The following is a 17,187-nucleotide window of genomic DNA, read 5'->3' as shown; positions in this document are numbered from 1 at the left end:
GGCAGCGTCAGCGGCGCAGCAAGGCGCGCCGCACGCTGTCGGCCACCAGCCCGAAAAGCAGGTGCATGGCAAGCGCCCCGCCATGCACCTCTGCCGGGCTGTCGGCCGGCTTGCCGGACAGGCCGGTGGCAGGCACCAGCACCTCGTCCGCGACCGCGAACACGCCCGCTCCGAACAGCGTGCCGCGCGCCGCACTTGCCAGGGGCACTTGGCGTGCGGCAAGGCCGTAAGCAGCGCCCAGCAGCGCACCGAAGGCGAACTGGAACGCCCCGGTCGCGGCAGGCTTGCTGCCTTCGGACAATGGCTTGCCCAGCCCTTGCTCGACAGCACGCGTGGCGGCGTCAGGCGATCCGATGCGCGGTTCGCCCGCCGCATCGGGCGCCGCAGGGTCGTTGCCGGTCAGCGGCTTTGACATTTGCATGAAGATGGCGACCGCTGCCGTGGCTGCGATGCCGCCGGCCGCGCCCGCCAGCAGGTCGGTCAGCGGGCTGTTCCTGTCGATCGTCATAACCTGTCCTTGCGTACCTGCCTCCCCAATGGGCCGGGGCACGGACGAGTTCCGGATCAGACCAGCTTCACCAGCCGCCGTTCCAGCACCGCCAGTACGCCGGGCAATTCGTGCCCGCGCTTCAGCACCTGACCGTGCTCGCCAAACAGCGCCCACATGCCTTGCTTGCCGCGCAAGGCCGGGCGCTTCTCCAGCCGCATCTGCGGGTTTTCGGCGGCGCGGCGGAAGGCGGAGAAGCTGGCGCAATCGCAGGTAAAGCCCATCGCATAATCGCGCCACTCGCCGGCCGCGACCATGCGGCCATACAGATCCAGGATGCGCGTCAGCTCCAGCCGGTCGAACCCGACCTGCTGCGCTCCGGCCTTCCCCGGCACGCCGACACCAGGAAAGGCGATGATGCCGTTCCCTTCGCTCGCCATCAGCCTTCGGCCTGCTTTATTGCCTGCACCTGCCGCGTGATCGGCGACAGCGGTAGTTCGGGCTGCTGGCGTTCCGCCCTGAGAAGGGCGATCTCCGCCCGCAATTCGGCGATCTGCGCTTCCAGCAGGTCGGCGCGATCCGTCCGCACTTCCTCGCATTCCTGCCCTTCGCGGCAGGGCGTGCCATAGGGCATGAACTCGCGCAGCCAGGTTTCCGCCGGCACCAGCGTGCTGCGCGCCTTCAGGCCGATCATGGTCGCACCTTCCGGCACGTCGTCCAGCACCACGGCATTGGCGCCCACGCGCGCGCGGCGGCCGACCGTGATCGGCCCGATGATCTGCGCGCCCGACCCGATGATCACGCCATCTTCCAGCGTGGGGTGGCGCTTGCCCGGTACGCCATTGGTCGGATTGCTGCCGCCCAGGGTGACGCATTGGTAGATGGTGACGTTGTCGCCGATCTCCGCCGTCTCCCCGATCACGGTAAAGCCGTGGTCGATGAAGAAGTTGCGCCCGATCCGCGCACCCGGGTGGATGTCGATCGCCGTCAGCCAGCGGCCCAGATGATTGACCAGCCGCGCCAGGAAGAACAGCCGCCCGGTGAACAGCCAGTGCGCGACCCGGTGGAACGCCAGCGCCCAGACGCCGGGATATAACAGGATTTCCCAACGCGAGCGCGGCGCCGGGTCGCGTGCGTGGATCGAATCCAGGTAGGCGGTCAGCCGCTCGAACATCAGACCCTCATTGTCGCATTCCGTGCCGGATGCGCCAAGCTGCGTCATAGCAGCCGCGGTTCGGCAGGGCCCATCACCGCCTCCAGCGCGGCACGCCATACAGTTTGGGTTGCCGGCGCCTTGCGTTCAAGACTCAGCCGGTCAATCTCCGCCGTCAATCGCTCCAGCAAGGCGAAGGAGCGGCCGGCACGCGGCACCAGATATTCGGCGGCGTCGGGGCCCAGCAGCAATCCGCGCTGCTCCGCATGGGCCATCAGCAGGTCCGCCGCCATGGCATCGCCCGGCTGCCCGATCGGCAGCTGCAACGCCGCGCCCAGGCGCGACCGCAGATCCGGCAGCGTGATCCGCCACGCTTGAGCGCCGCCCACGATCAGCAGCGGCGTGCCGCTCTGCTGCGCGCTGTTCCAGCGATGGAACAGCGCGTCTTCCGCCAGCAGCGGGGCATCGTCCACCGCCTCTCCCCGCCCGCCTTCCGCGAACCAGCGCGCCAGCAGCGACTTGCCCGATCGCGGCGGCCCGGTGAGTATCGCCGTGCGATAAGGCCAGGCAGCGGGGTTGCACAGCGCGGCGACCACCTGTTCATTGGCATCGCCGGTCACGATCCGCGCCGCCGCCCCGGCACCCTGTGCCAGCGGCAGCGCGATCTGGCGGGCGATCGTGGCGACCACCGGCGCGCCGCTAGCGCGTGATGGCGAGGGCGTTGGACCCTTCGGTGACCGTCCAGCCACGCGCCCGCAGCGCCGCGGCGAGTGCCGCCAGATCGCCGGCATAGCTGACCTGCAGCACCGAAGTGCCGCCGATGGCGATCGACGGCGTCGTCACCTGCCGCACGCCGGGCGCGCCGCGCACGGAGCCAAGCGCCGCGTCGATGGAGGCGGGATCAGGTGTGCCGACCTGCACGGTGAAGCTGCTTGTAACCGCCGCGGCGGGTGCCTCCGCCCCTGGGGTGGGCGACGGCGGCGTGACCGTTACCGGGGGCGGTGCGGGCGTCAGCTGCGCCGCGCGGGCAGCGTCGGCCAGCTCCGCCTGCCGCGCCGCGGCGATCAGCGCGCGCACTTCGGGGCTCAATTCGATCTCGTCCAGGGTCAGCGTCGGATCCGGCCGCAGTTCCCCGCTGGCGAGCGCGCGCGTGAAGATCTGGTCGAACTGTTCCACCGCCTGCGCCAGCATGGCCGGCAGCTGCGCGCCGCCATCCGCGCGCAGGGTGAAGCTGCCCAGCACCCGATTGTCGGGGCCATGACGGGCGGTGAAGCGCCCTTCGACCGGCCCACCCGGATACAGATAAGTCAGCTCCGCCACCGGCGTCACCACGTCGGCCGCGCCGAACTGGTCCAGCAACTCGTTCCACCAGGATCGGCTGCGACGCCCGGGCTGGCCCGCCGTCAGCATCAGCGACTGCCAGCCTGCGCCGTTGGGCCGAACATAATCCACCGCGCTGGCGCCGGTCTGGTACTCGGCCCAGGCCCGCTGCCAGGGATTGCGCACCTCGAACACGGTCTGCGTGCCGCCGGTCACCAGCACCGGCACGACCAGCATCGGCGCGCTGCGCGCCCGCGCCCCGCCGCCGCCCAGCAGCCCGCCCGCCCGAGTGCGGTCGAACACCACACCCAGGGTGGCGATGTAGCGCTTCGGGCCGAGCTGTTCCTGGCCCACGATGATCGCAGTCACCAGCCCGTCCAGCTGCGAATCGGGCAGTTTGGGCCCGCCGATCTTGGCCCAGGCCAGCCGCTGCGCCTCGGCCCAGCCGGCCCGGCGGGCTTCTTCCGCAGTGTCGCCGGCGGTATTCACCTGAATACCGCGTACCTCGATATCGGTGGTGGCTGCGACCGGGGTGATCCCGCGTTCGCCGGCGACCTGCGCCAGCAGCGCCACGCCGCCCGTCAGCGCCGCTGCCAGCAGCAGCGCCATGGCGGTGGGCCGCAAGGCCGGCAATCGAAGCGGCATAAAGGGTGTGGTGAGCATCGCCATCAGGGAAATCGCCGGCCTTGTGCCCAATGGCGAGTGGAAATCCAAGCGCGAAAGATTAAGGGACTGGAGCATGGCCGAAGATACCCCCCCTCCCGCAAGCTACACCTATGCCGGCGCCGGCGTCTCGATCGAGGCCGGCAATGCGCTGGTCAGGGCCATCGGCCCGCTGGTCCGCGCCACCCGCCGGCCGGGCGCCGATGCGGAGATCGGCGGGTTCGGCGGCTTCTTCGATCCCAAGGCCGCCGGCTATTCCGATCCGCTTCTGGTCGCCGCCAATGACGGTGTCGGCACGAAGCTGAAGCTGGCGATCGATCACGACGCGCATGATACGGTCGGCATCGACCTGGTCGCCATGTGCGCCAACGACCTGATCGTGCAGGGCGCGGAGCCGCTGTTCTTCCTCGACTACTTCGCCACCGGCACGCTGGACAATGGCGTGGCGGAGCGGGTGATCGCCGGAATCGCCGATGGCTGCCGTACCGCCGGCTGCGCGCTGATCGGCGGCGAGACAGCGGAGATGCCGGGCATGTATGCCGCCGGCGACTACGACCTAGCTGGTTTCTGCGTCGGCGCGGTGGAGCGCGGCGAGCAGCTGACGGGCGATCGTGTCGCGCCCGGCCACGTTTTGCTGGGTCTCGCCAGTTCTGGCGTTCATTCGAACGGCTATTCGCTGGTGCGCCGTCTGGCCGCCGATCTCGGCTGGCGGCTCAATGCGCCTGCCCTGTTCGACCAGGATGTGCGCCTGATCGACGCGCTGATGGCGCCGACGCGCATCTATGTCCGCAGTCTGCTGCCGGTGATCCGCCGCGGCAAGATCGATGCCCTCGCCCACATTACCGGAGGCGGGCTGCTGGAAAACGTGCCGCGCGTGCTGCCCGAAGGCACCCATGCGATGATCGACGCCGATGCCTGGGAGCAGCCGCGGCTGATGGCCTTCCTGCAGGCACAGGGCAATATCGAGCCGGGCGAGATGGCGCGCACCTTCAATTGCGGCATCGGCATGGTGCTGGCCGTGCCCGCCGAACTGGCGCACGAGGTCGTGGCCGATTTGGAGGCAGCGGGCGAGGAAGTCAGCCGCATCGGCGAGATCGTGGAAGGGCAGCGTGGCTGCACGGTCCGCGGTTCCACCGAGACTTGGGGCGGGCGTGGCGACTGGCAGGCCCAGCACCTTGCCTGACATCTTGCCTGAACAGGCGCGGGAGAAGGTAAAGGTTGCCGCCCTGCTTTCGGGCAACGGTACCACCATGTCCGCGCTGCTGTTCCACAGTCGCCTGCCCGATTGCCCTTACGAACTGGTGCTGGTGGCCAGCAATGTGCCCGATGCGCCCGGCCTCGCCATCGCCGCGGCAGAGGGGATCGCCACCTTCGCCCTGCCGCATCGGGGCATGAGCCGCGCCGACCATGACGCTGCGATGGATGCCGCCCTGCGCGCCTCCGGCGCCGATTATCTGGCGCTGTGCGGTTATATGCGGATCCTGACGCCCGCCTTTGTGGAAGGCTGGGCCGGTCGCATGGTCAACACGCACCCTTCCCTGCTGCCGAAGTACAAGGGGCTGGACACCCACGCCCGCGCCATCGCCGCCGGCGATGCCTGGGGCGGCTGTTCGGTGCATGTGGTCACGGCGGAGCTGGATGACGGGCCGGTGCTGGGGCAGATGCCGGTCGCCATCCTGCCCAACGATACGCCCGATGCGCTCGCCTATCGCGTGCGGCTGGCCGAATACCAGCTGCTGCCGCGCATGTTTTCCGACTATGTCGGTCGTTCGCTTGCGCCGGCCTGACCGCTCGCGATGAGCCGCCGGCCTCGCCCTCACCCTCTCGCCCGCGGGCCGCTGGTCGGCAAGCTGGACCGACTGCTCGGGCGGCTCTGGGCAAAAGGCCTGTGCCAGCGTCCGTCGCTCGATCCGGCGGAGCTGTGGGCCAAGGCGCTGCGCCAGGCACCCGCCGCAGGGGAGATCGGTGGTCGCGGCGAGGCGGAGGTGGCCGACTTCCGCGAGCGGCTTGAACGCCTGTGCACCGCGCTGGAAGAGGAGGCCGACCTCACCAATCTGGGCCGCACCATCGCCCATGGACAGCTGGTGCGCGTGCTGCGTCAGCGGCTGCAGCTGGGTGCGCTGTGGCTCGACCGGCCGGACCTGCCCGCGACGCTGATGGCGCCACCGATCATAGTGGTCGGGCAGATGCGCGGCGGCACCACCCGCATCCACCGCCTGCTCGCCGCCGACCCCGCCCATGCCGCCACCCGCTTCTGCGACAGCTGGCATGCCGTGCCGCCGCGTGCCGGCCGGCCGGACCTGCGCCCGCTGTGGTCCGGTCTGTCGCTCGCCTTTGCCCGACGGCTGGATCCGTGGCTCGACACCATCCACCCCTTCGGCGCCACCCGGCCTGACGAGGAACTGGGCTGGCTCGCGGCCGCGCTGGATCACTGTGCGTACGAGGCGCAGTGGCGCATCCCCGGTTACAGCCTGTGGTCGGAGGCACGCGATCCCGCGCCGGTCTATGCCGAATTCGCGCGCCTGCTGGCGACGGATGCCGCCACGCGCGGCAATGCGGATCGTCCCCGGGTGCTGAAGGTGCCGCAATTCGCGGAGGATCTGCCCGCGCTGCTGGCCCGCTTCCCGCAGGCACGGGTCGTGGTTGCGCGCCGGGATCAGGAGGACGTGGTCGCCAGCGCCGTGTCGCTGGTCGCCAATCAACGAGCCATGCAATCGGCGACGGCGGATCTGGACTGCATCGAGGCGGAATGTCGGCGCAAGATCGCCCTGCGCGAGACGCGCATGGCGCAGGCGCTGGCCGGCTTCGCCGGGCCGCTGGCGGAGGTGGACTTTGCCGCGCTGGATTCAGACTGGGAGGGGGAGATCGCCCGCGCCTACCATGCGCTGGGCCTGCCGCTCACCCCGGCGGCGCTGGCGGCCATGCGGGCCGAGCAGGGTTGCGCCGCGCGCCAGCCCCACCATGCCCACAAGACCGCCTATCGCAGCTTCAGCCGACGATCTCTTCGGGCTTGAAGAAGTAGTCGATCTCGATCGCGGCGTTCTCGTCGCTGTCGGAACCGTGCACGCTGTTCGCCTCGATGCTCTCGGCATAGGTCTTGCGGATCGTGCCTTCGTCGGCATTTTCCGGGTTGGTGGCGCCCATCACGGTGCGGTTGGTGAGGACGGCGTCCTCGCCTTCCAGCACCTGCACGACGACCGGGCCGCTGATCATGAAGCTGACCAGGTCGTTGAAGAAGGGACGCTCGCGGTGGACGGCATAGAAGCCCTCCGCCTGTTCCTTCGTCATCTGGATGCGCTTGGAAGCGATGACACGCAGGCCGGCATCTTCCAGCATCTTGGTAACGCCGCCGGTCAGGTTGCGGCGGGTGGCATCGGGCTTGATGATCGAGAAAGTGCGGGTGACCGCCATCGTTGTATATCCTTGCAGGGGTAAGAAGTTGCGCGCGCCTTTAGGGCCGGGCCGGCGGCAAGTCTAGGCACGGCTGTTCCAGCGCGTGCCGTCATGTTCGTGAAACTCCAGCACCACGCCCTCGCGCCGCTTCAGGTCACGCCACAGATTGCGGGAGGCGTCGCGCCCGCCTTCATCGAAGAACAGCAGCGCCCGTTCGAAAGCCAGCGCATCGTCGCGCCACACGCCGTCGGCCAGGGCCAGCAGCTGCGCGCCATTGGGCGCACGGCATTCGTGGCTCAGCAGGATGGGCTGGCGCGCCGCATGCATCTGGTCCGCCGCGCCGTGGGCCAGGAACTCCTCCGGCTGGCTGTCCCACAGCGCCTGGTCCAGCCGGGCGAGCAGCGGAACGTCACCCACCACCAGCATGCGCTGCCCCGCCCGCACGGCCGCGCGTGCCACCTGCGGCAGCACGCGTTCGACCGGCTGGCTGGCCGACAGGTAGAAGCCGACACGCATGGGCGCGCCCTGCCCTCAGGCCTCAGCCTTCCAGCTGGCTGCGGACATACTGGTCCAGCACCCGCACGCCGAAGCCCGTCGCACCCTTGTCCCAGGTCGCGCCCGGCTTGTCCGCCCAGACCATGCCGGCGATATCGAGATGCGCCCAGGGGGTGTCGTTCTCGATGAAGCGCTGCAGGAACTGCGCCGCGGTGATCGAACCGGCCCCGCGCGGCCCGACATTGCGGATGTCGGCAATCGGGCTGTCGATCAGCTTGTCGTAAGCCGGCGACAGCGGGAAGCGCCACAGCTTGTCCCCGCTGTCCAGGCCGCACTGCAGCAGCGCGCCGGCTAGCCCGTCATTGTTGCTGAACAGCCCGCCATGCTCATGTCCCAGGGCGATGATCATGGCGCCGGTCAGCGTTGCCAGGTCGACGATGGCGGTCGGCTTGTGCTCGCGCTGGACCCAGGTCAGCACGTCGCACAGCACCAGCCGCCCCTCCGCATCGGTGTTGATGACCTCGATCGTCTGGCCATTCATGCTGGTGACCACGTCACCCGGGCGCTGGGCGTTGCCGTCCGGCATGTTCTCCACCAGCCCGACCACGCCGACGACATTGGCCTTGGCCCCGCGCTTGGCCAGCGCCAGCATCGCGCCAGCCACGGCGCCCGCGCCGCCCATGTCCCACTTCATGTCCTCCATGCCGGCAGCCGGCTTGATGGAGATGCCGCCCGTGTCGAAGGTGACACCCTTGCCCACAAAGGCCATCGGCGCCTGGCTCTCGGCCCCGCCGTTCCAGCGGATGGCCAGCAGCCGCGCCTCGCGCCGGGATCCCTGGCTGACGCCCAGCAGCGCGCCCATGCCCAGCGCGGCCATCTCGGCCTCGTCCAGCACCACCAGCTCGGCCCCGGTGCCTTCGAACCGGGCGCGGCAGCGTTCCACGAAGGTCTCGGGGTAGATCACGTTGGCCGGCTCCGCCACCAGCTCGCGGGTGAAGTTCACGCCTTCCACCAGTGCGGACGCCTCGGTCCATGCGGCCTCGGCACCCTCCGGCGCGTTGACGACGGTGACCTGCTTCAGCGAGACCTTCTGCTCGTCCTTCAGCCGGGTGCGGTACGTGTCGTGCCGCCAGGCGCGCAGGGTCAGGCCGGTCAGCACATGGGCGACCTCCTGCGCATCCAGCCCGGTGGCATCCAGCACCAGCTGCTCCGTCCCGCCGGTCAGGAAACGCGCGGTCAGCCCGGCACCGGCGCGCTCCAGCGCAGCCGGCCGCTCCGCCCCGCCAGCGCCGGCCCCGGCCAGCACCACCCGCCGTATCGCCCCGTCCCGTTCCACGAAGCCGTCGAACAACTGGCCGGCCTTGCCGGTAAAGCGAGCCGCCCTTGCCCCTTCCGCCAGCACCGGCTCCAGCGTTTGCGGCAGCTGGTCCTGCACCACGATGGTGGCGACCGGCGCGGTGCTGGTGGCGGCAAGGGGGCTGAACTCGATCTGCATGCTGTCTCCGATCAGGCGGGATTGCGGCCGCCGCCCGTGCGCCCCCAAGCGACAAGGGCATGCGACAGGACGTTGGCCGCTGATGAAATGCTGCCGTTGCAGTTAAGGACAGGCGGTGCGATAGGCAAGGCATGCTCCCCGGCCAGACCAACAGGTTGCAAGCCGCGCTTTCCCGCTTGCAGCCCGTCCGGCTGGCTGCCCTGGCGACCTGCGCGGCCATCGCGTTCTTTCCGCTGCTTGCCCATGCGCAGGACGGCACCGCCCCCCCGCGCCTGGGGCGTGGGGAGCTGCTGGGCGAAGCCCAGGCGCCCGAGCCGACCGCAACGCCCACGCCCGCTCCTTCGCCGATTACGGACGAGCCGATCGCGTTCGAAGCGACCAGCCTGGAATATGACAGCGAGGGGGAGACGGTCACCGCCGGTGGCGACGTGATCCTGCGGCAGGGCGACCAGTCCGTGCGGGCCGATGCCGTTACCTGGAACCGCACGAGCGGCCAGATCGTCGCCAGCGGAGACGTCCGCTTCGTGGACCGGGACGGCAACCAGCTGTTCACGGACCGGCTGGAACTGACGGACGAACTGCGTGCCGGCGCGATGAACAATCTGCTGCTGGCCTTCAATGCCGGCGGGCGTCTCGCCGCAACCGAAGGCCGCCGCGGCGACAATGGCGACCTTGAGCTGGAGCGTGTCGTCTATTCCGGCTGCCAGGTGGAGACGGAGGATGGGTGTCCCGACCAGCCGAGCTGGCGGATCACGGCCAGCCGCGTGTTCTATGACGCGGAAGATCGTAGCGTCCGCTTCGAAGGCGCCTGGTTCGAGATCTTCGGCCGTCGCCTGCTGCGCCTGCCGGCCTTCACCTTCAACACGGATGGGTCAGGCAGCAATGGCTGGCTGATACCCAATGTGGGCTACACCCCGGCCAACGGGCTGGAGGCGACTGCCGGCTATTACTGGCGGCTCGACCCCAATCGCGATCTCGCGGTCAACGGCACCATCTTCACCGGTGCCAAGCCGATGGTGTCCGCTCAATACCGCCAGTTGACGCAGACCGGCGCATACCAGATCACCGGCTATGCAACGCAGGGCGCTCGCATCCCGCTGGGATCGCAGGATGCCGGACGGGAAGAGGACGACCTGCGCGGCTATGTGTTCGCCAATGGGCGATTCCAGCTGGACCCCGCCTGGTCGGTATCGGCGTCGCTTCGGCTGGCCAGCGATCGCACCTTCCTGCGCCGCTATGACATCAGCCGCGACGATCGCCTCCGTTCCACCATCGCAGCCGAACGGGTCGGCGACCGGTCCTATTTCTCTCTGGCAGGCTGGGCGACGCAGCTGTTGCTGGTGCAGGGTGACCAGGGGCAGGTGCCGCTGGCGCTGCCGGTCATGGACTACCGGCTGAACCTGGCCGATCCGGTGGCCGGCGGCACAGTGCAGCTGCAGGCCAACACGCTGGCCCTGACCCGCAACGAAGGACAGGACACGCAGCGCGCCTTCACCAGCGCGCTGTGGACCCGGCGTTCCGTTACAAATTGGGGCCAGGAACTGACCTTTTCCGCGCTGGTACGCGGCGATGTGTACCACACGGACGAGAGCGCACTGACCGCCACCCTGCCTTATCGCGGGGCGGAAGGCTGGCACACCCGCGGAATCGCCATCGGTGCGGTGGATCTGAAATGGCCCCTCGCCGGCGAGTTCCTGGGCGGGACGCAGGTGGTGACGCCGCGGATTCAGCTCGCCGGCAGCCCCGGCCTGAAGAACACCGACATCCCCAACGAGGATTCGCGCGCCTTCGAACTGGACAACAGCAACCTGTTCTCGCTCAACCGTTTTCCCGGCTACGACCGGGTGGAGGACGGCGTGCGGCTGACCTATGGCGCCGATTACCAGCTGGACCTGCCCGGCTGGCGCATCTTCGGCACGGTCGGCCAGTCCTATCGGCTGACGGACAAGCCGGCGCTGTTCCCCGATGGCACGGGTCTCACGAACGAATTTTCGGACTATGTCGGCCGGGTCAGCGTGCAATATCGCAACTTCCTGCGCTTCACGCACCGCTTCCGGCTGGACAAGGACAGCCTGGGCATCCGCCGGAACGAGATCGACGCCACCCTCGGCTCGAACCGGACCTATCTCGAATTGGGCTATCTCAGGCTCAACCGCAATCTGGATCCGGGGTTCGAGGATCTGCGCGACCGCGAGGAGGTCCGCGCCGCGGGCCGGGTGGCCTTTGCGCGGTACTGGTCCGTCTTCGGCGCGGCCGTGGTCAACCTGACCGATCGTGCGGAAGATCCCCTCGACACGTCCGACGGGTTCACGCCAGTGCGCACGCGACTAGGCTTCGCCTATTCCGACGAATGCCTGGAACTGGGCTTCACCTGGCGACGCGACTACATCTCCATCGCGGATGCGCAGCAAGGCAGCAGTTTCCGATTCCACTTCGCCCTGCGCAATCTCGGCTTCCGGTGACGCGACGCCCTGCTGTTGGCAGCGCGGGGCGGAGCCGCTACGGCAAGGTGCGGGATGCGACGGGGATCATCTGCGGTTCAGCCGCCATTTGCCATCGGCCGCTGACCGTTACCGTGTTTTCAAGGATATGTGCGTGATCGGAACTTTCGGCAGACTGCAGCGGCACAATGCGTGGTGGAACCGCGTGGGCACCCCCGCCTTGGCCGCGGCCCTGCTGGTGACGCCGGGCCTGGCGCCAGCCTGGGCGCAGGACAGCACGCCGGCGACCCCGACGGCGACGGGCGATGCGCTGAACATTCCGGCGGATGTGCAGCTGATGGCTCGGGCCGATCCGAACAAGCGCCGCGCAACCGCGCGGGTCAACGGCACGATCATCACCGGCACCGATGTCGATCACCGCGTCGCGCTGATCGTGGCCGCCAATCAGACAACCGAGATCTCCCCGGAAGAGGAGCAGCGCCTTCGCCTGCAGGTCCTGCGCAACCTGATAGACGAGACGCTGCAGATCCAGGAGGCGGAGCTGCAGGAGATTCCCGTCACGCCGGAAGAGGTCGATCAGACCTACAATCAGCTGGCGACCGAGCGCTTCGGCCGCACGATCGAGGGGATGACGACTTATCTCACCTCCATCGGCTCCTCCCCCGCATCGTTGAAGCGGCAGATCCAGGGTGAGCTGGCGTGGGAGCGGCTGCTTCGCCGCAATGTCGAACCCTTCGTCAACGTTTCTCAGGAAGAGGTGGGCGAGACCTTCGAGCGGATCCAGGCCAGCAAGGGCACGGACGAATACCGCATCGGCGAGATCTTCCTGGAGGCCAATTCCACCAACCGGGCGGAGAAGGCGCAGCAGGCGCAGCAGATCATGGAGCAGTTGCGCGGCGGCGGCAGCTTCATCGCCTATGCGCGGCAATATTCGCAGGCCTCCACCGCGGCGGTGGGTGGCGACCTCGGCTGGATCCAGCTGGCGCAGTTGCAGAACCCGCAGCTGGAACAGGCCGCACGCGAGCTGACCCCGGGCCAGCTGGTCGGGCCGGTAGAAATTCCCGGCGGCTTCTCCATCCTGTATCTCATCGACAAGCGGCAGGTCGGCATGGCCGATCCGCGTGACGCGGTGGTCAGCCTGAAGCAGATCGCGATCGATTTCGCGGCCGGCACCTCGCAGGAGGAAGCGCAACGCCGTGCTGCCGCCTTTGCCGAAGGCGTTGCCGCCATCAAGGGCTGCGGCGAAGCGGATGCCGCTGCCGTGCGGCTGGGCGCGGAGGTCGTCACCAATGACGAGATGGTGGTGCGATCCCTGCCCGAAGCGCTGCAGGGAGCGCTGCTTGCCCTGAATGTCGGCGAGTCCACGCCGCCCTTCGGCTCGCTGGAAGAAGGCGTGCGCGTGTTGATGCTATGCGGGCGCGACGATCCGGAAGTCGCCAGCGGCCCCAGCCGGGATCAGCTGATGCGGCAGATGGAGGACGAGCGCGTCAACCGGCGTGCCCAGCGCTATCTGCGCGACCTGCGCCGCGACGCGGTGGTCGAATACAACTAGGCCCCGCCATGCTGCCGCTGGCGCTGTCACTGGGCGACCCGGCCGGGATCGGCCCGGAACTGATCGCCGCCTGCTGGGCCGACCGGCAGGTGGCGGATCTGCCGCCCTTCTTCGCGGTCGGCGGTGCGCGGCTGCTGGTGGAGGCAGCCGCTACGCGCGGGATCACCCTGCCCGTGGCCGCCATCACCGATCCCGCGCAGGCCGCCGCATGCTTCGGCCAGGCGCTGCCGGTGCTGGGTGACCTCGACGGTGCCTACACCCCCGGACAGCCCGCTCCGCCGGGCGCGCGGCTGGCGCTGGCATCGCTGGAGCAGGCAACGGCGCTGGTCACCGGCCATGCGGCGGCTGCGCTGGTGACCGGTCCCATCGCCAAGGCGGAACTGGCCCAGATCGGCTTCGCCTTCCCCGGTCAGACCGAATTCGTGGCCGATGCCTGCGGCGTGGCGCCCCAGGATGCCGTTATGATGCTGGCCGGCCCGGCGCTGCGCACCGTGCCGCTGACGGTGCATTGCGCGCTCGCCAGCGTGCCGGCGCTGCTCTCGGCCGAGCTGATCGAACGGCGTTGCACCATTGTCGCCCGGGCCATGCAGCGCGATCTCGGCATTGCCGCGCCGCGCCTCGCCATCTGCGGCCTCAACCCGCATGCGGGGGAGGATGGCCGCATGGGTGACGAGGAGATCCGCATCATCGCCCCTGCCATTGCCGCCCTGCGCGCCGCCGGCTGGGACGTGACCGGCCCGCAACCGGCTGACGCTCTGTTCACCCCGCGCGCCCGCGCCACCTATGACGTCGCGATCGCCATGTATCACGATCAAGCGCTGATCCCGCTGAAGGCGCTGGACTTCGACCAGGGGGTGAATGTCACGCTGGGCCTGCCGGTGGTCCGCACCTCGCCCGACCACGGCACCGCCTTCGGCATCGCCGGCCGCAATCTGGCCGATCCGGGCGCGACGATAGCCGCGATCCGCATGGCCGCCGACCTTTCCGCCCGCCGCGGCAGCGCAGCATGACCACCCTGCCCGCCTTGCCGCCCCTGCGCGAAGTCATCGCGGCGCATGGCCTCACCGCAACCAAGGCGCTGGGGCAGAACTTCCTGCTGGACGAACAGCTGCTATCGCGCATCGCGGCGATTGCCGGCGACCTGACGGATCGTGCCGTGCTGGAGATCGGCCCTGGCCCCGGCGGCCTGACCCGCGCCGCCCTGCGCGCCGGCGCCCGCGTCACCGCGATCGAGATGGATCGCCGCTGCCTGCCCGCGCTGGAGCAGCTGTCCGAGGCCTTCCCCGGCAAGCTGGAGTTCGTGCAGGGCGACGCCACCACGATCGATCACGATGCGCTGCTGGGCGAACCTTACGCGATCCTGGCCAACTTGCCTTACAATGTCGGCACGCCGCTGTTCACCGGCTGGCTTGGAGGAGAGGTCTGGCCACCGCGCTGGACCAGCCTGACGCTGATGTTCCAGCAGGAGGTGGCGCAGCGGATCGTCGCGCAGCCGGACACCGATGCCTATGGCCGGCTGGCGGTGCTGGCGCAGTGGCGCAGCACCCCCAAGCTGGCGCTGAAGGTCCACCGCAGCGCCTTCACCCCGCCGCCCAAGGTAATGAGCGCAATCGTCCATGTGACCCCGGCGGAGCAGCCGGCCGGCGTCAGCGCCAAGGTGCTGGAGCGCCTGACCGGCGCCGCCTTTGGCCAGCGCCGCAAGATGTTGCGCCAGAGCCTCAAGGGACTGCCCGGCGCGCTTGCGGCGCTGGAACAGCTCGGCATCGAACCGCAGCGCCGCGCCGAGACGCTGACTGTGGCGGAGTTCGTGAATGTGGCGCGGGTGCTGACGGCCTGAAACCTGTCGGCAGCGCGGGTCAGGGCAGAAGGAAAGTGGTGCCCGGGGACGGATTCGAACCGCCGACACTGCGATTTTCAGTCGCATGCTCTACCAACTGAGCTACCCGGGCATTGGCGCGAACAGCTGTCGCGACAGGTGCCATGCCGGTCGGAAACGACACCCTGAAGGGCACCGGACCGGCGTTGGAGGCGGCGCTATGGCGGAGCGATCCGCGCATTGCAAGCGCCTTTTGCCCCCTAGCCTTCGCCGGCGATCTCGTCCGGCGTGGCGGGGCGGCCGGGCACGACGTAGCCATCGGTGAACCACTGCGCGAGGTCGCGATCCCGGCAACGGGTCGAGCAGAACGGCGTGTGAGTCTCGCTGCGCGGCTTGGCGCAGATGGGGCAGGATCGGCGGGTCGTGTTCATCGCGCAATGATCTGGGCATGGGGTGCGGCGATGGCAAGCCGCGCATCGGAGGTCACCCGCACTTCGCGCCCCGTTCGCCGCGCCAGCTCCGCCAGCCAGTCCGCCCGCAGCTGCTCCGCCACCATCGGGTGACAAGCCAGCGCCACCATGCCGCCAGCGATGCCAGTCTCGGCTGCCACTTCCGCCCGGCGCAACAGCCAGCGTGCGGCGCTCTCCGCCGGGTGCAATTGCGCGCGATGCAGCAGCGAGACGCGGGTAAAGCGTGATACGATCTGCACGAAGCCAAAGCCGTTCATCGCGGTGCGTTCATGTGGCCAACCGGCCAGCACGGTTTCCAGCGCATCGTCCACCATGCGCCGGTCGGTCTTCTGGGCCAGGGTCGGCATGTCGACCCCGACGGAGCCGCCAATATCCAGCCGGCGCAGCGCGGCCGCCAAAGGTGCGACCGCAGCCTGTGCGAGCGCGGGCGGCGGAACCGTGCCGTCCACATCCACCAGCACCATGGCCGGGGTGGCATGCAGCACCAGCGAACCGCCGGCGAAGCCGACCTCGCCAGCGAAAGCCTCAGCCATCAGCTCGTCCCACGGGCCAGCGGGGAAGCGGTGGTCCGGGCGCCCGCCAAGCTGTTGCGCCAGCGTCGGCACAATGGTGGAAAGATCGCTGCGCCGCGCGCGGGCCAGCTTCGTGCGGCCGCGTTCGCCTATGGACGGGCGGGTCACCTCCAGCCGGATCGGTGCGCCTTCGACGGCACCGGCAGGCAGGCGATCGACCAGCGCCTCCTCGCCATTGGCGAAGCGTGCCGTGCCGCGTGTGGCGCCCTTCGCCCGTCGCAGCAGCACGGCATCGGCCACCATCCCGGCGCGCAAACCATCGGACCATTGCCAGGCAGCGGCCAGGATGTCCGCACCGTCCCACAGGATCGCGCGTTCCTCCGCGATCCCCTGCTCCACCAGCCATTCAGCCAAGCGGGAACCCTGCCGCCTTCAGCAATGCCCGCGTTTCGAACAAAGGCAGGCCGATGACGCCCGAATGGCTGCCCGCCATCCATGCCACCAGCGCCTCCGCACTGCCTTGGATGGCGTAGCCACCCGCCTTGCCCTGCCATTCGCCACTGGCGACATAGGCGGCGATCTCCCCCTCGGTCAGCGGCTTGAAGCGCAGTTGCGTCTCGCTGATCCGTTCGCGCAGGGTGCCGTCAGGCGCGAGCAGCGCAATGGCGGTGAACACGCGGTGCCGGCGGCCGGACAGCAGCCGCAGGCAGGCGGTGGCGGTATCGGGATCTTCCGCCTTGGGCAGGATACGGCGACCCACCGCCACCACGGTGTCGCCCGCCAGCACATGCGCAGCCTCCGCAGCTGCCATGGCGGAGAGCGCCAGCGCCTTGCTCCGCGCCAGTCGCGCGGCATGCGGCCGCGGCAATTCGGCCGGTTGCGGTGTTTCGTCGATATCGGCAGCCGCGATCCGCAGCGGCGTCACGCCCAGTCGCGCCAGCAACTCGCGGCGGCGCGGACTGGCGGAGGCCAGGATCAGCGTAGGTGTCGGGGGCATGGTCGCAGGCCGTGCGGCACTTGGCGCCTCGGCCACAGGACGGCTCTCAGGACGGGCCAGGTCCGCCGCGTCCCGGCATGAAGCGATAGGTGATGCGCGCCTTGGTGAGGTCGTACGGCGTCAGCTCGCACAATACCTCGTCCCCCACCAGCACGCGAATGCGGTTCTTCCGCATCCGGCCGGCGGTGTGCCCGAGCACTTCGTGGCCATTTTCCAGCTCGACGCGGAACATGGCATTGGGCAGTAGCTCCACCACCCGCCCGCGCATTTCCAGCAGTTCTTCCTTCGCCATGCGGGCTCAGGCTGCGATTCTATTGTTGGTCATGGCCGCGCACATAGCGACTGGTCGCCCCAAAGGGAAGCCCAGCGACGGCCACGCTGAGACATCCCGGC

Annotated in this window: 18 protein-coding genes, 1 tRNA gene and 1 pseudogene; 7 read left to right on the top strand and 13 right to left on the bottom strand. The window is 69.2% G+C overall.

Annotated features, from left to right (window positions below):
* Positions 1 to 7 precede the first annotated feature (7 nt).
* From D5S08_RS16360 to D5S08_RS05960, 5 genes are read right to left on the bottom strand one after another with little or no spacing between them, the layout of a single operon-like run.
* Positions 8 to 508: a DUF1440 domain-containing protein gene (locus D5S08_RS16360; protein ID WP_126665498.1), complete on the bottom strand. Its 501-nt coding sequence runs from the start codon at positions 506 to 508 to the stop codon at positions 8 to 10.
* A gap of 56 nt (positions 509 to 564) precedes the next feature.
* Complete coding sequence (locus D5S08_RS05975) at positions 565 to 927, bottom strand: DUF2794 domain-containing protein (RefSeq protein WP_121116545.1); 363 nt, start codon at positions 925 to 927, stop codon at positions 565 to 567.
* Positions 927 to 1,661 (bottom strand): serine O-acetyltransferase EpsC, encoded by a 735-nt coding sequence (gene epsC / locus D5S08_RS05970; RefSeq protein ID WP_121117046.1) that lies wholly within the window; start codon positions 1,659 to 1,661, stop codon positions 927 to 929. The genes D5S08_RS05975 and epsC overlap by 1 nt, the downstream gene beginning before the upstream one ends.
* A 44-nt stretch (positions 1,662 to 1,705) precedes the next feature.
* A complete protein-coding gene (locus D5S08_RS05965; RefSeq protein ID WP_241557250.1) occupies positions 1,706 to 2,329 on the bottom strand; it encodes an HdaA/DnaA family protein in 624 nt (207 codons plus the stop codon).
* A 10-nt stretch (positions 2,330 to 2,339) separates the two neighbouring features.
* Positions 2,340 to 3,629, bottom strand: coding sequence for a heavy-metal-associated domain-containing protein (locus D5S08_RS05960; RefSeq protein WP_241557249.1), 1,290 nt, complete (start codon positions 3,627 to 3,629; stop codon positions 2,340 to 2,342).
* A gap of 70 nt (positions 3,630 to 3,699) precedes the next feature.
* Between D5S08_RS05960 and purM the strand changes: the two genes are divergently transcribed.
* The 3 genes and pseudogenes from purM to D5S08_RS05945 all read left to right on the top strand — a co-directional run bounded on the left by purM (position 3,700) and on the right by D5S08_RS05945 (position 6,637).
* The gene (purM, locus tag D5S08_RS05955) at positions 3,700 to 4,806 is read left to right on the top strand and encodes a phosphoribosylformylglycinamidine cyclo-ligase (protein WP_121117042.1); all 1,107 of its coding nucleotides are present in this window, start codon (positions 3,700 to 3,702) and stop codon (positions 4,804 to 4,806) included.
* Between the two features lie 4 nt (positions 4,807 to 4,810).
* A pseudogene (purN, locus tag D5S08_RS05950) lies at positions 4,811 to 5,404 on the top strand (phosphoribosylglycinamide formyltransferase); the annotation flags it as partial.
* 15 nt (positions 5,405 to 5,419) lie between these two features.
* Positions 5,420 to 6,637 (top strand): sulfotransferase family protein, encoded by a 1,218-nt coding sequence (locus tag D5S08_RS05945; protein ID WP_121116541.1) that lies wholly within the window; start codon positions 5,420 to 5,422, stop codon positions 6,635 to 6,637.
* Here the strand turns inward: D5S08_RS05945 and ndk are convergent.
* The 3 genes from ndk to D5S08_RS05930 all read right to left on the bottom strand — a co-directional run bounded on the left by ndk (position 6,612) and on the right by D5S08_RS05930 (position 9,006).
* Positions 6,612 to 7,034 carry a nucleoside-diphosphate kinase gene (ndk, locus tag D5S08_RS05940; RefSeq protein WP_121116539.1) on the bottom strand — a complete coding sequence of 141 codons (423 nt, stop codon included), beginning with the start codon at positions 7,032 to 7,034 and terminating at the stop codon, positions 6,612 to 6,614. The two genes, D5S08_RS05945 and ndk, sit on opposite strands and share 26 nt — an antisense overlap.
* Positions 7,035 to 7,097: 63 nt before the next feature.
* The gene (locus D5S08_RS05935; protein WP_121116537.1) at positions 7,098 to 7,532 is read right to left on the bottom strand and encodes a DNA polymerase III subunit chi; all 435 of its coding nucleotides are present in this window, start codon (positions 7,530 to 7,532) and stop codon (positions 7,098 to 7,100) included.
* A gap of 22 nt (positions 7,533 to 7,554) precedes the next feature.
* Positions 7,555 to 9,006: a leucyl aminopeptidase gene (locus D5S08_RS05930; RefSeq protein WP_121117038.1), complete on the bottom strand. Its 1,452-nt coding sequence runs from the start codon at positions 9,004 to 9,006 to the stop codon at positions 7,555 to 7,557.
* Between the two features lie 131 nt (positions 9,007 to 9,137).
* Between D5S08_RS05930 and D5S08_RS05925 the strand changes: the two genes are divergently transcribed.
* The 4 genes from D5S08_RS05925 (at position 9,138) to rsmA (ending at position 14,836) form a co-directional block, all read left to right on the top strand.
* A complete protein-coding gene (locus D5S08_RS05925) occupies positions 9,138 to 11,468 on the top strand; it encodes an LPS-assembly protein LptD (RefSeq protein WP_121116535.1) in 2,331 nt (776 codons plus the stop codon).
* Positions 11,469 to 11,604: 136 nt separating this feature from the next.
* Positions 11,605 to 12,999: a peptidylprolyl isomerase gene (locus D5S08_RS05920; RefSeq protein WP_421757451.1), complete on the top strand. Its 1,395-nt coding sequence runs from the start codon at positions 11,605 to 11,607 to the stop codon at positions 12,997 to 12,999.
* 8 nt (positions 13,000 to 13,007) lie between these two features.
* Complete coding sequence (gene pdxA, locus D5S08_RS05915; protein WP_121116531.1) at positions 13,008 to 14,009, top strand: 4-hydroxythreonine-4-phosphate dehydrogenase PdxA; 1,002 nt, start codon at positions 13,008 to 13,010, stop codon at positions 14,007 to 14,009.
* A 5-nt stretch (positions 14,010 to 14,014) separates the two neighbouring features.
* On the top strand, positions 14,015 to 14,836 hold the full coding sequence (rsmA, locus tag D5S08_RS05910; protein ID WP_421757450.1) for a 16S rRNA (adenine(1518)-N(6)/adenine(1519)-N(6))-dimethyltransferase RsmA: 822 nt from the start codon (positions 14,015 to 14,017) through the stop codon (positions 14,834 to 14,836).
* A gap of 36 nt (positions 14,837 to 14,872) precedes the next feature.
* Here the strand turns inward: rsmA and D5S08_RS05905 are convergent.
* The 5 genes from D5S08_RS05905 to infA all read right to left on the bottom strand — a co-directional run bounded on the left by D5S08_RS05905 (position 14,873) and on the right by infA (position 17,086).
* Positions 14,873 to 14,948, bottom strand: a tRNA-Phe gene (locus D5S08_RS05905).
* 127 nt (positions 14,949 to 15,075) lie between these two features.
* On the bottom strand, positions 15,076 to 15,246 hold the full coding sequence (gene yacG / locus D5S08_RS05900; protein WP_121116527.1) for a DNA gyrase inhibitor YacG: 171 nt from the start codon (positions 15,244 to 15,246) through the stop codon (positions 15,076 to 15,078).
* The gene (locus tag D5S08_RS05895) at positions 15,243 to 16,211 is read right to left on the bottom strand and encodes a ribonuclease (RefSeq protein WP_121116525.1); all 969 of its coding nucleotides are present in this window, start codon (positions 16,209 to 16,211) and stop codon (positions 15,243 to 15,245) included. Before D5S08_RS05895 ends, yacG begins: the two co-directional genes overlap by 4 nt.
* Positions 16,204 to 16,794: a Maf family protein gene (locus D5S08_RS05890; RefSeq protein WP_121116523.1), complete on the bottom strand. Its 591-nt coding sequence runs from the start codon at positions 16,792 to 16,794 to the stop codon at positions 16,204 to 16,206. The genes D5S08_RS05895 and D5S08_RS05890 overlap by 8 nt, the downstream gene beginning before the upstream one ends.
* A 46-nt stretch (positions 16,795 to 16,840) precedes the next feature.
* Positions 16,841 to 17,086: a translation initiation factor IF-1 gene (gene infA, locus D5S08_RS05885; protein WP_039095449.1), complete on the bottom strand. Its 246-nt coding sequence runs from the start codon at positions 17,084 to 17,086 to the stop codon at positions 16,841 to 16,843.
* Positions 17,087 to 17,187: the final 101 nt, after the last annotated feature.

It is taken from the genome of Croceibacterium ferulae (assembly GCF_003660445.1).
Classification (GTDB): Bacteria; Pseudomonadota; Alphaproteobacteria; order Sphingomonadales; family Sphingomonadaceae; genus Croceibacterium; species Croceibacterium ferulae.
The sequence above is the reverse complement of the archived record's forward strand: the minus strand, read 5'-3'. Positions and strand labels throughout refer to the sequence as shown.